This is a genomic window from Bacillus sp. FSL W7-1085 (assembly GCF_038595035.1).
Lineage (GTDB): Bacteria > Bacillota > Bacilli > Bacillales > Bacillaceae > Bacillus > Bacillus altitudinis.
The window spans coordinates 1,200,226-1,213,441 of the sequence record NZ_CP152000.1 but is presented as its reverse complement, the minus strand read 5'-3'; the positions used below and the strand labels follow the sequence as shown (position 1 = coordinate 1,213,441).

Here is a 13,216-nt window from a genome sequence, read left to right as displayed (position 1 = left end):
CGATTCATCTCCTACATTAGCAATTCAAATGGTTGTTCAAGCACTTTTTTAAGGTCTGTTAAAAAGGCTGCTGCTGGTGCACCATCTACCACTCGATGATCAAATGATAAACTGACGCCCATCATTGGCCGCACCTGAATTTCTCCATCGATCACTACAGGTTTTTCTTGAATGCGTCCAACGCCTAAAATCGCCACTTCCGGCTGATTAATAATTGGGGTAAACGTGTCAATGGCATACATCCCTAAGTTACTAATGGTAAATGTAGACCCCTTCAACTGGTCTGGCAGTAGCTTTTGATCGCGTGCATTTCGACCAATTTCTTTTGCTTCTTTTGTGAGCTGTTTCAGCCCTTTTTGATTTGCATGAGAGATGACCGGAACCATTAAGCCGTCTTTCACAGCAACCGCAAGACCAATGTGCACATCCTCATGGAAATGGAGCTCATTTTGTTCAAACGTCATATTGATTTGCGGATGGCGCGTGAGGACACTGCTGACCGCATGGATGATGATTTCTGTAAACGACAATCTGTAGCCTGTCTCTTTTTCAATCGCTGGGAGCAGCTGTTTGCGCACTTCTTTTGCTTTTGTCATATCAATTTCACTTGTTAATGTGACGTGCGGCGCTGTAAAGGCACTTTGTGACATGCGATCTGCGATCACTTTTCTCATCCCGGCTAGTTTTTGTGTTCTCACTGGAGCAGCCTCTGCCTTTTGTGCGCCTGCTGCTGTCACATCACTCTTCATGATTTTGCCGTGAGCGCCAGAACCAGCAACATTCGCTAAGTCGATCCCTTCACGAGCAGCCACTTTTCCTGCAAGTGGTGATACGCGCTGGCCTTCCTCGTTCGTGTGAAGGGCCGCTTCGACATCCCGTTTTTGAATTCTGCCTTTTGGTCCTGTACCAGATACTTCGTGAATGGCTACTTGGTGATCTTTTGCCGTTTTTCTCGCTGCAGGAGTTGCGCGTACTTTCTCACCCACCGCTGGTTCAGCTTCAGTCGAAACAGATGGTTCAGATGGTGATGACGTTCCGCTGTCTTCAGAAGATGCTTCATCTGACTGCGCTGGCGGCTCGCTCGGCACCTGCTCATTAGCCTCTCCGATATATCCAATGACAGCATTAACTGGAATCTGATCATCTGCTTCGTAATATTTCTTTAGAAAAACGCCATCATCATAGGCTTCAACCTCGATATTGATTTTGTCTGTCATAATCTCAAATAGAGGCTCACCGATTTCAACCGAATCTCCTTCTTCTTTAAACCATTGAAGCAAGGTACCGATCTCCATCGTACTGCTTAGCTTCGGCATAAATATCTCTTTTGGCATGATCTTCTCCCCTTTACTTAAGAGCGCACGAGCTCTTTTGCTGCTTCAATAATATCTGGCACTTGTGGAATGACTGCTTTTTCCAGCGTTGGGTTGTACGGTATTGGGACGGCAAGACCGCCAAGTCGTTTAATAGGTGCATCTAAATAGTCGAAGGCTTCACTTTCCGCTATCATACTGGCAATCTCTCCGCCGTAGCCGCCTCGTTTCACTGCCTCATGCACAACGATACATTTGCCTGTTTTTTTCACAGATTCAATAATGGTTTCTTCATCTAATGGGACGAGCGTTCTCGGATCAATGATCTCGACATCGATTCCTTCCGCTTCTAGTTCCTTCGCTGCTTCGAGCGCTTTATGCACCATAATGGCTGTTGCGACAATTGTGACGTCCTTTCCGCTTCTCTTCACATCCGCTTTCCCTAAAGGAATCGAATACTGCTCTTCTGGTACTTCACCGATTGTTTTATATAAAAGCTTGTGTTCATAGAAAATGACAGGGTTGTCATCATCCATTGCTGCTTTTAAAAGTCCTTTTGCATCATAAGCTGTTGAAGGCTGAACCACCTTTAGTCCAGGAATATGAGCCATCCACGCTTCTAAGCTTTGGGAGTGCTGCGCTGCGGCACCTGTCCCAGAACCTGCTGGTGTTCTGACAACAAGCGGCACCTTCCCTTTTCCGCCAAACATGTAACGTGTTTTCGCTGCTTGGTTTACAAGCTGATCCATTGCAATTGTAATAAAGTCAGAGAATTGTAGTTCTAAAATCGGACGCATCCCTGTCAAAGCCGCTCCGACTGCGCCTCCTGCGATGGCAGCCTCTGAAATCGGCGTATTGCGGACGCGTTCTGGACCGAATTCCTCGATCATCCCGCGCGTGACACCAAATGCGCCACCGTATACGCCGATATCTTCACCTAAAATGAAGACATCTTGATTTTTTCTCATTTCCTGACTCATTGCTTCTCGAACGGCTTCTAAATATGAAATCTCTCTCACTGTCGTGTTTGTCACGTGATTCCCCTCCTAATTAGGCGTATACATCCTCTAATAGTGTGTCAATTGATGGTTCTTTACTATTTTTCGCAAATTCAACAGATGCCTCGATCTCTTGCTTCGCTTCTTCTTGTAAACGAGCAGCCTGCTCTTCTGTCAGAACATCTAGCTCCATTAAGAGTGACTTAAAGCGTTTAATTCCGTCTTTTTGTCTCCATTCTGTCTCTTCTTCACGTGTACGGTATTTTTTCGCATCACTCTTTGAGTGACCCTTCCAGCGATACGTTTTCATTTCAATGAGTGATGGCCCTTCTCCAGCTCTTGCACGGCTGACCGCTTCATCTACTGTATTCATGATCTCAACCATGTCATTTCCATCAACAGTTTTCCCTGGCATTCCGTAGCTTTCTGCTCTTGTTGAAATGTCTTCAATGTTGATCATTTCTTTCACAGGACCAGACATGCCGTATTGGTTGTTTTCACAAATAAACACAACAGGTAAATCCCAAATGGAAGCAAGATTCAGCGCTTCATGGAAGCTGCCTTCATTTGTGGCGCCGTCTCCGAAGAAACAAAGTACCACAAAGCCTTCCTTTTTCATCTTGGACGTGAGCGCCGCACCTGTTGCAAGCGGAATACCGCCGCCAACAATCCCATTTGCCCCAAGGTTTCCTTTTTCTAAGTCGGCAATATGCATGGAACCGCCTTTTCCTTTGCAGTAACCTGTTTCACGTCCGAACAGTTCAGCCATCATTTTATTGACCTCTGCACCTTTTGCAATACAGTGACCATGTCCGCGGTGTGTACTGACAATCTTATCTTCATCCTTTAACACAGCAATAGATCCAACAGCCGATGCTTCCTGTCCAACACATAAATGGGTCGTTCCATGGATTAATCCTTTAGCAAAGAATTGATCGACCTTTTCATCAAAATATCTTACTAACCACATTTGTTTATATAAATCTGCTAATTTCTCATGACTAATCTGTTCAGGCAAAGTGATTTGTTTTTGCATTTCTTCTCTCCCCTTTACATTTGTTCTTATGTGTTACATTTGTAATTATCATACGTTTAACTCTCATTGAAGTCAAGCATTTCCGTTTATTTTTTAAGCGTTTTCATCTTTTTTCAGAAAAAAAGAGAAAGGCAAAGCCCTTTTCCAAAGACCTTCTCTTTCTCTCCATCTCGTACATTCTCATTCATCTGGATACATCATGATTTTGACGCTTTCACCTTCTGGATGCCTAGCGCATTCTATCGCCTGACGAAGCTGACTTAATGGATATCGATGCGTCACCATTTTTTCTGTATGAACGACTTTCGCTTTTAAAAGCTCTAGCGCTTCACGATAATGATATGGATGCGAGGAATAAGCTCCAACTACTTTCACTTCATCATGGAAAAAACGTTCTGCTGGAATGGAGACATCCCCTTTCGGAAAGTGAGCAAAGACCAAAATCGTTCCGCCTCTTGCGACAGCTTGAAATGCTTCTTTTAAAAGCGCACTACTCCCCACAGAAATAATGACAAGGTCCGCTCCCTTTCCATCTGTTTCTTTCATGACGCGGTTTTCTACTGGCTCAGATGCTGGATGAAAAGCGACGTCCGCCCCAAGATTTCTTGCTTGAAGGAGCCTGTTCTCATTTACGTCTGTAATCATCACTTTTCCAGCCAAATAATATTTGGCAAGCTGTAATTGAATGCAGCCAATTTGCCCCGCTCCAAGAATCAAGACCGAATCTCCAGGATGAACGGGCGCCCTTTCAAAGCCGTGAAGACAGCAGGCAACCGGTTCGACCATCGCTCCTTGTTCATATGAGACGTCATGTGGGAGCTTGCCCATTGTATGCTTAACATGTAAAGCAGGAACACGAATATATTCCGAAAAACCGCCCGGCTCTACATTTGTGGCTGCAAATTGCGGGCACATTGTATAAAATCCTCTTTGACAAAAGTCACAAGTAAAACAAGGGACATGATGCGCTACATACACCCTGTCTCCCGTTTGAACATGTGTGACGTGACGGCCTGTTTCGATAATGTCACCAGCGATTTCATGCCCTAGCACTGTGCCAGGAGGTACCGTCTCATGTGTCGCTTTATAAATATCCGTCCCGCATAACCCGCAGGCACGCATTTTTAATAATACTTCGTCGTCACCAATGGCTGGCCGCTTCCGCTCCTCGTAACGAATGTCCTCTGAAGAATAAAAGACAGCTGATTTCATTTAGCCGCATCCTCCTTTTCATCACATGTCGCAAGACTCTGCAAGGATTGAACGAGCTGCTTGTACTCACTCATCTCACTTGAAATCCAGTAGCGTCCGCCAAATATTCGCGCAGGTCCCACTCTGACATATACTTTCCCGATATGAGGATATGGTTTTAAAAACAATTTTCCTTTAATATCGGACACCGCATATGTGTGCCACCTGCCAAAAGCACCTATTTTCAGCTCATCTTCACTAATCATGATATTCGTTGGCTGATTCAGGCCAGTGATGCTAGAAAGCATAAGGATAGGCAGCGTATAGACACCTAACACAGCTAATGGCTCAGGTCCTGCCGACATCAACGTATAAAGAGACCAGAGAAAAAACACACATATTAACAAGGCCGGAAGGAAAATAGAAAACATGGCAGACGTTCGGCTATAAGCATGCTGCTGCATGAGAACTCCCCCTTTCAAATGACATGGAAGGAGCTTTCGCAGCTCCTCCACGCAATCATCGTTCACTTAATATGATCGATAATTTTTTCAATATCATCTTCAATGCCAAATCCCGTTAAAAAAGATAACGTTTGAATCACAGGCGTTCCTTTTGTATCACTAACAGGCGTTGTCGTCACAATTAAATCAGCACCCTCCGCTTTCTGCGGAACCTCAGATGCCTTACATTGTTCAACGATGACATCGTATCCTTTTTCCTTTAATGTCTCTTCTACCTTTTTTGCCACAACCGTTGACGTAGCAACTGCCGTTCCGCAAGATACTAATATTTTTTTTGCCATGAGAATCCCTCCAGCTCGTTTATTGATCTTTCTGATCTAAGCCCATTTCTTTTGCATACTGCTTTTTAATATCATTTCGCACCCAGTACCAAAGAAGCGCATATGCCAGTGCACAGACAATCGCTGCAATGAAGTAAGGATTGCTCGGATCAAGAAGTCTCACCATGATCCAAGGAATGACGTGTGAACCAAGATCGATACCAGAGATCATATTTGCCCCTTCTGGGAAGTCGAAACCAACTGCTTTCCCCATTGTTGTGGCGAGTGGTGCAAGGTTCGTTGCAATGAAGAAGACAATCATTAAGGTAAAAATACTGTTAATGAGGCCGCGAATAATATTCCCACGAGCGGCTGCTACTGCCCATACTACTGTAAATGGCAGAACCGATAAGTCTGCAAACGGCAGCATACCATTGTAAGGAAGAACGACAGCGAGCAAAATGGTGATTGGCACCATCAAAAGGGCTACAGCCATATTCGCTGGATGACCAATGACAATCGCTGTATCCAAACCAATATAGACATTTTTTCCAGGGAAACGCTTTTGAATATAAGAACGAGCACCCTCAGAGATTGGAATAAGTCCTTCCATTAATAAAGCAACCATTCTTGGCATTAACACAAGCACTGCAGCCATTTGAATTCCAAGGGTCATGACACCTTTTGCATCATAGCCCCCAAGAAGACCAATAATGATACCAAGTATAAGACCCATCACAAGCGGTTCACCAAAGATGCCAAAACGTTTTTTCAAAGTTTCTGGATCCGCATGAATTTTGTTTAAACCAGGGATTTTATCAATCACGCGGTTTGACGCATACATGAGCGGAGCGAAGTTGACCGTTTCAGCATGAGCCATCGATACGCCTTTTAATCCGAAATGGTGTTCAATCGTCGGTGCCGTCCAATCGGCAAGTTTTAGTGTAATCGCAGAAACGATTAAACCAACGGCAAGAGCTAAGAACATATTATGATAAGCGTAGTAAGTAACAGAAGCAGCGAAAATCAAATGCCAGAAATTCCAAATATCCACATTCAATGTTTTCGTAAAGTTAACAGACAGCAAAATGACATTTAACAAGAGCACAAGAGGAATCATCAAAGGGGCAACAGGTGTACCAAAAGAAATGGCGGCTCCAATCGGCCAACCGACATCTAAAATATCAAGCTTTAATCCAAGGGAATTGACCATGGCTTTGGCTGCTGGTCCAAGACCGCTTACAAGTAAATTAATGACAAGATTGACCCCGACAAATCCAATTCCGATGGTAATACCTGCACGGAAGGATTTTTTAAATCCTTGCCTTAAAATCATACCGAATAACGTCATAATAATTGGGAGCATAATTGTTGGCCCTAAGTCTAAGATGAAATCGACGGCTTGCTTGATCATACATCCACCTCCTGATTTTAAATAAAGCGCTTACATTATGTCTTGAATAACTATTGGTTTAATTCTTTTTGAAGTACATCAACGGCTTCTTCATACGATGTCATGTGAGATAATCTTGTCATTACTTCTTCTTTTCTGAAAAGCGTCATCAGTTTCTCTAACATCACGAGCTGCTTACTAGGTTCAGAGATTGCCAGAACGAACACAATTTTGGCTTGAACTGTCTCATGAGGGCTTCCCATCTTATGAAAAATAACAGGTTCCTTTAATGTCGCTACACTGATCGCCGGTTTGTTTACATGTTCAGGATCTGTATGGGGAATGGCTACCCCAAAGGTCGCAAGAGGAAGACCGGTCGGATATGTTTTTTCTCTTTCAAGCACTGCTGGTAAAAAGCTCGATTTAATATACCCTCCAGTTTCTAACCTTTCTGCTAAATAGGCAGTCACCTCCTCACTTGAAGATGCTTCGTATTGCAGCTCAATCAGCTGTTGATCTAACTCAAACAAGCTGTTCAAACAACCACCCCTTTCATTTGGTATAAATATGAACACATGTAACAAATAGAATGAACATTTTAAAATAGAACCTTTTGTAAAGCGCTTACAAACAGATGTGTTATAAAATGTTCAATACTGTTACCTTTGTAAAGATATTATAATATTCGAAATTATAAGTCAATGTTCCTAGGAAAATTTTTATAAAAAAAGATGCAGCTTTTTGCCGCATCTCTTTCATTACATCACATCAACTTCTTGTTAAATATGGCTTCCTATATCTAAAAACTCAGATACAAAAAGGTTGTCTTTCTGCTCTGTCATTTCTTTTTTTGTGCCGATTTTTTCGATTCTGCCCTCATTCATCACCACAACACGATCAGCGATATCAAACGCTTCTTCTTGATCATGCGTCACAAAGATGGTCGTCATTTGAAATTCTTGATGAACTTTTTTCAGCCAATGTCTTAAGTCTTTTCTCACCTTTGAATCTAGTGCACCAAAAGGTTCATCTAAGAGAAGAGCTTTCGGTTTGACGGCTAGAGCACGTGCAAGTGCTACACGCTGCTTTTGTCCACCTGACAGCTGCTCTGGATAACGATGTGCATACTGCGTTAATTGAACGACTTTCAGCAACTCATGCACGCGCTCTTTGATGTCTTTTTTAGGCAGCCTTTCTCCTCTAGGTTTCATCTTCAATCCATAAGCCACATTATCAAATACCGTCATATTTCGAAAAAGCGCATATTGCTGAAAGACAAAACCAATTTGCCGTTTTCGCACTGGAATGTAAGTATAATCCTGTTCTCCAAATAAGATCTGTCCAGTATTCGCATCATCAAGCCCTGCAATAATTCTTAATAAAGTCGTCTTACCTGACCCAGACGGTCCAAGTAAGGAAATCAATTCCCCATTTCCGATCGTCAAATCCACGTTTTGCAAAACCTTCGTCTGCCCAAATTGCTTTGATATTTGTTTCACTGTAATCCCCAAGGCTGATCCCTCCATTTATTTTGAACGCTTGCCAAGCCTATGATCTCTCTGCTGAATGATCTGCTTGATGATTAATGTGATGACCGCAACAAACGCCATGAGAGAGGCCACGGCAAAAGCCGCTTGGAATTGATACTCGTTGTATAGAATTTCTATATGAAGCGGCATCGTATTCGTCATTCCGCGGATATGACCGGATACAACCGACACTGCACCAAATTCACCAATTGCCCTAGCCCCTGCTAAAATGGCGCCGTAAAAAAGGGCCCATTTTATATTTGGAAGTGTCACAAGGAAAAAGGTCTGCCACCCACTGGCACCAAGCGTAAGCGATGCTTCTTCCTCATGAATTCCTTCATTTTGCATAAACGGAATTAACTCTCTCGCAACAAAAGGAAATGTCACAAAGATGGTCGCAAGAATCATCCCCGGTACAGAGTAAATCACTTTCCATCCATTTGCTAAAAGCCACGGTCCTAAAAGTCCATTTGAACCAAATAAAAGTACAAATACAAGTCCTGCAATGACAGGTGACACCGCAAACGGAAGATCAATGACAGTCGTTAACAAACGTTTTCCCGGGAAATGAAATTTTGTGATGAGCCAAGCAGCACTGACCCCAAAAATCATTTGAAGCGGCAATGTGATCATCACAATGAAAACAGTCAATTTGATTGCCGCAAGCGTGTCTGGATGTGAGATGGCAAGAAGATAAGAACTCCATCCTTTCTCAAAAGCCTTTGAAAACACAGCAATCAACGGCATGAGTAAAAACAAAATCAAAAAAGCATACACCACACCAATCAACATACTCTTCACCGCTTTTGATTCCGTCACAGGACTCCTGTACTTGATGCGGTGCTCTTTAAGAAGCTCCCTTTCCAATCGTCTCACCTCACTTCCACTTGTTTTTTCCGCTCGACAAACCACTGCAATCCGTGAATCAATAACAAAATGACAAATGATAAGAGCAGCATGAAACAGGCAATGGCTGCGGCACCTTGATAATCATACTGCTCAAGCTTAGACATGATCATCAGTGGTGTAATCTCTGTTTTAAACGGAATATTTCCCGCTATAAACACAACGGAGCCATATTCACCGAGTGCTCTTGCAAATGCAAGAGAAAATCCAGTCAGCACCGCTGGAAACAAGGCAGGCAGCAGTACATGAAAAAAGGTCTGTTTTCTTGTAGCACCAAGAATAGCTGCGGCCTCTTCCACTTCCTGCTCAAGCCCCTCAATGACCGGTTGAACCGTTCTTATGACAAATGGAACGCCAATAAAAATCAGTGCCAAAATAATACCGAGCGGGGTGTATGCCACCTTCACATGCAAAAATTGCCCAATCCACCCATTCGGAGAATATAGAGTCGTCAAAGCGATGCCAGCCACTGCCGTTGGAAGAGCAAACGGCAAATCGATGAGGGCATCCAGGATGTTCTTTCCTGGAAACGAGTACCGCGTGAGAACCCATGCGATCAGTACACCGAAACCTGCATTGATGAGTGCAGCTGCAAAAGAAGTCGTAACCGTAAGCTGCAGCGACTTTAGCACCCTCGCATCACTAAAGACATTCCAAATTCCTTCTGCTCCTAATGAAGCCGTCCAAATAAATACCATAGATAAAGGAATCACGACAATCGCACTGACATAAACAAGTGTCACTCCGAGACTCAGCCCGAATCCAGGCAGTACACGTTTTCTTTTATTGGCGGCAGCATAGCCTTTCTTCATCACGTCGCCCCCTATTTTTGTCCGCTATATATTTGATCAAATAATCCGCCATCATCAAAAAATCTTTTCTGCGCCTTTCGCCATCCGCCAAATGCCTGATCAATGGTCACCATATCAATCTCTTTAAATTGATCTTTATATTTGTTTAGCACTTCTTGATTTCTTGGTCGATAATAGTTTTTCGCCGCAATTTCCTGTCCTTTTTTAGAATACAAATAATCTAAATAAGCCTTTGCCACTTTCTCTGTTCCTTTTCGTTTCACATTTTGGTCGACAACGGCAACGGGCGGCTCTGCTAAAATACTAATGGAGGGACTGACAATCTCAAATTTGTCTTTTCCTAATTCATGCAGTGTCAAATAGGCTTCATTTTCCCAAGCAATTAACACGTCACCAAGACCGCGCTCGACAAAAGTTGTTGTGGCGCCACGAGCACCTGAATCGAGCACCTCGACATGCTCATATAACTTTTTCACAAAATCCTTCGTTTTTTCTTCATCCCCATGAAAGGTTTTATCGGCATATGCCCATGCGGCTAAATAATTCCATCTTGCACCACCTGACGTTTTTGGATTTGGTGTGATGATAGATACACCTGGCTGAATCAAGTCATCCCAGTCTTTAATTTTTTTGGGGTTTCCTTTCTTCACAAGAAACACAATAGTAGACGTATAAGGTGTGGACTGATTTGGAAATTCTTTTTGCCAATCCTTTGAAAGTAGCCCTCGATCTGCAATGGCATCAATGTCGTACCCAAGAGCAAGTGTAGCCACGTCTGCTTCGAGTCCATCAATAATCGATCTCCCCTGCTTACCTGACCCTCCATGAGACTGCTGTATTGTCACATCTTCACCGGTTTTGTCTTTCCAATAAGTCTGAAAGGCTTGATTGTATTCCTGATACAATTCACGAGTAGGATCGTATGACACATTCAACAGCTCAACCTTTCCCTTTTGATTTGAGGCTTCATTCGCATTTGAGCATGCAGCACTTGTGATGATGAAGAAAAGTGTCATCGCAATAGAAATCCATATCCATTTTTTCATGTTATCCGCTCCCTTTCACATTGAATAGTGACACCAACCTTGCCGTTTTCAGTTCAATACGCAAAAAAGGCTCTCAGCGATTGAAGTACAAAAAAGTTCAGTACGTCAATGCCAAGAGCCTTCGGTTGTCCGATCAGCTATGTATGATTGATGTTAGTCTATATATTATTCAAACTATTCACAGGTGTCAACTATGTTTTTATTATAATGAAAAAAAGAAACGCCGTCTTGATGAGGCGCTTCTTTTCCCGGGAAATGCTATTGATCTGCAGCTACCTTTAGATTGACACCAACAGCAGTTCCATTTCTCGTTGAATCAGCTACTCCAGTAAATGTCCCTGCTTTTCGATCAATCAGTAAAGCTTGCACATTCCCTATATCAATAGGGGAACTGCCAAACTGGTGACCCATATCATTTAACTTTGTTCTTACATCTAGAGGGACACCTACTTCATAACGATACGAAGTTAAGCTGTTTGTGTAGATTCTTGGCTCTTCTACCGCATCCTGAAGCTCCATGTCATATTCAAGTAAATTGAGAATCGTCTGTGAAACAGAAGCAATGATCGTCGTTCCACCAGGAGACCCAACAGTCATGACAGGCTCTCCATCTTTAAAAATGATCGTCGGAGTCATACTTGATAACGGACGTTTATTGGGCTGGACTTCATTTGCCCCGCCAGGTCTTGCATCAAAATCTGTCAGTTCATTATTTAAGAAAAATCCATACTCTGGAACAAGAATCCCTGTACCAAATAATTGTTCAATGGTTGTTGTAAATGACACAACATTTCCCCACTGATCTGCAACAGTAAAATGGGTCGTCTCACCAATGGTTTTATCTTCTGGCTGAGGAACAATTGGGGATGGATTTTTCTCATCCTCATATGCCCAAGGATCTCCTTCTTTCGGGCTGCGATTCATTTGATCTAATTGAATGAGAGAGGCTCTTTCTGAAATGTAATCATCGTCTAGTAGTCCTTTTAGTGGAACATCTACGAATTCGGGGTCGCCGGCATATGCGGCTCTGTCAGCATAGGAGAGGTGCATTGTTTCAGCAAGCAGCTGATATTTTTCGAATGATTTGGGGTCATACTGAGACAGGCTAAAATGGTCAAGTATTTTGAGAATTTGTAGCATAAACACCCCGCCTGAGCTTGGTGGAGGCATGCTTGCAAGCTGATATCCTTTATAGTCTCCCCAGATTGGCTTGTCAGTCTTGACTTCATAACGTTTGATATCTTTTGAAGTCATCGTCCCGCCAAAATCTTGAACTGTATTTGCAAGTGCCTTTGCTACTTTTCCTTCATAAAACGCTTTGCTTCCTTTTTTCGCAATGAGTTTAAATGTTTTTGCAAGACCTGGCTGGACAAGCAGATCTCCTTCTTCGAGCGGCTGATCATTTGGAAGAAAAATTGGCGCTGCGGCCGTGTTTTTCAATTTTCCTTGGTGATCATCAATCGCTTTTGCCAAGACAGAATCAATTTCAAAACCATCTTCTGCAAGTTGAATGGAGGGCTCAATCAATTCCTTCATAGAACGAGTACCCCACTTATCTAATGCAGCTTCAAGACCTTTTACAGTCCCTGGAACACCTACCGCATTTCCATGTGTAGATCGCTCAGCAAACGGAATCACTTTCCCATCATCTGTTAAAAACATGTCAGGTGTTGCGCCCTGTGGTGCTCGCTCTCTGCTATTGATGATGGATGTTTCCTTTGTCTTCCCATCATAAACCATCATAAATCCGCCACCGCCAATTCCAGACATCATTGGCTCTGTTACGTTAAGTGCGTACTGAATGGCAACAGCAGCATCCACTGCGTTCCCACCTTTTTTCAATACGTCAGCACCAATCTCCGATGCAAGCGGATGTGCAGTAGCCACCATACCATCTTTGCCAACAGCTACTTTATTCCCATGAGTTTCGTTTGCAGTGACTTGGCTGACCGGCAGGAAAAACGAGAAAACAAACAGACATATGGACAAAACAGTTAGAGAAATGCGTTTCATGAACAACACCCCTTCCATATTCTTACTTTGACCTTACCGACTTCTTGACCAGAATACAATAGATTATTCTAAAATTTCAAAATTTTTCATTCTATCATCCTATATCTGCCAAACAAAACGCATGTTTTCAAAACATATGACATGCACATCTCGTAGTAATAAAGACATATGTTTTCCAAGTTTGAAACTTCACGA

The 13,216-nt window shown here is 42.9% G+C and carries 13 protein-coding genes; all 13 read right to left on the bottom strand.

Features of this window, described 5'->3' with window-relative positions; all coding sequences use genetic code 11:
- Nucleotides 1-11: 11 nt before the first annotated feature.
- The 13 genes from MKY11_RS06105 to ggt all read right to left on the bottom strand — a co-directional run bounded on the left by MKY11_RS06105 (nucleotide 12) and on the right by ggt (nucleotide 13,021).
- A complete protein-coding gene (locus MKY11_RS06105) occupies nucleotides 12-1,334 on the bottom strand; it encodes a dihydrolipoamide acetyltransferase family protein (protein ID WP_041507419.1) in 1,323 nt (440 codons plus the stop codon).
- A gap of 17 nt (nucleotides 1,335-1,351) precedes the next feature.
- On the bottom strand, nucleotides 1,352-2,332 hold the full coding sequence (locus MKY11_RS06100; protein WP_026050078.1) for an alpha-ketoacid dehydrogenase subunit beta: 981 nt from the start codon (nucleotides 2,330-2,332) through the stop codon (nucleotides 1,352-1,354).
- A gap of 31 nt (nucleotides 2,333-2,363) precedes the next feature.
- Complete coding sequence (gene pdhA, locus MKY11_RS06095; RefSeq protein ID WP_008346257.1) at nucleotides 2,364-3,347, bottom strand: pyruvate dehydrogenase (acetyl-transferring) E1 component subunit alpha; 984 nt, start codon at nucleotides 3,345-3,347, stop codon at nucleotides 2,364-2,366.
- A 180-nt stretch (nucleotides 3,348-3,527) separates the two neighbouring features.
- On the bottom strand, nucleotides 3,528-4,559 hold the full coding sequence (locus MKY11_RS06090; RefSeq protein WP_017367078.1) for an alcohol dehydrogenase catalytic domain-containing protein: 1,032 nt from the start codon (nucleotides 4,557-4,559) through the stop codon (nucleotides 3,528-3,530).
- The gene (locus MKY11_RS06085; protein WP_008346260.1) at nucleotides 4,556-5,002 is read right to left on the bottom strand and encodes a hypothetical protein; all 447 of its coding nucleotides are present in this window, start codon (nucleotides 5,000-5,002) and stop codon (nucleotides 4,556-4,558) included. The genes MKY11_RS06090 and MKY11_RS06085 overlap by 4 nt, the downstream gene beginning before the upstream one ends.
- Before the next feature lie 62 nt (nucleotides 5,003-5,064).
- Nucleotides 5,065-5,343, bottom strand: a complete 279-nt coding sequence (locus MKY11_RS06080) for a PTS sugar transporter subunit IIB (protein ID WP_017367077.1) — start codon at nucleotides 5,341-5,343, stop codon at nucleotides 5,065-5,067.
- Nucleotides 5,344-5,362: 19 nt separating this feature from the next.
- Complete coding sequence (locus MKY11_RS06075; RefSeq protein WP_007498866.1) at nucleotides 5,363-6,736, bottom strand: PTS transporter subunit IIC; 1,374 nt, start codon at nucleotides 6,734-6,736, stop codon at nucleotides 5,363-5,365.
- 50 nt (nucleotides 6,737-6,786) lie between these two features.
- Complete coding sequence (locus MKY11_RS06070; protein WP_024719599.1) at nucleotides 6,787-7,254, bottom strand: PTS sugar transporter subunit IIA; 468 nt, start codon at nucleotides 7,252-7,254, stop codon at nucleotides 6,787-6,789.
- A 240-nt stretch (nucleotides 7,255-7,494) separates the two neighbouring features.
- Nucleotides 7,495-8,226, bottom strand: a complete 732-nt coding sequence (cysA, locus tag MKY11_RS06065; RefSeq protein ID WP_285527780.1) for a sulfate ABC transporter ATP-binding protein — start codon at nucleotides 8,224-8,226, stop codon at nucleotides 7,495-7,497.
- Between the two features lie 15 nt (nucleotides 8,227-8,241).
- Complete coding sequence (gene cysW, locus MKY11_RS06060; RefSeq protein ID WP_135009134.1) at nucleotides 8,242-9,111, bottom strand: sulfate ABC transporter permease subunit CysW; 870 nt, start codon at nucleotides 9,109-9,111, stop codon at nucleotides 8,242-8,244.
- A 5-nt stretch (nucleotides 9,112-9,116) separates the two neighbouring features.
- A complete protein-coding gene (gene cysT / locus MKY11_RS06055) occupies nucleotides 9,117-9,962 on the bottom strand; it encodes a sulfate ABC transporter permease subunit CysT (RefSeq protein WP_024719596.1) in 846 nt (281 codons plus the stop codon).
- An 11-nt stretch (nucleotides 9,963-9,973) separates the two neighbouring features.
- Entirely contained in the window at nucleotides 9,974-11,008 is a 1,035-nt protein-coding gene (locus tag MKY11_RS06050) for a sulfate ABC transporter substrate-binding protein (protein WP_342501949.1), read from the bottom strand.
- Between the two features lie 258 nt (nucleotides 11,009-11,266).
- Nucleotides 11,267-13,021, bottom strand: coding sequence for a gamma-glutamyltransferase (gene ggt, locus MKY11_RS06045; RefSeq protein ID WP_342501948.1), 1,755 nt, complete (start codon nucleotides 13,019-13,021; stop codon nucleotides 11,267-11,269).
- Nucleotides 13,022-13,216 lie beyond the last annotated feature (195 nt).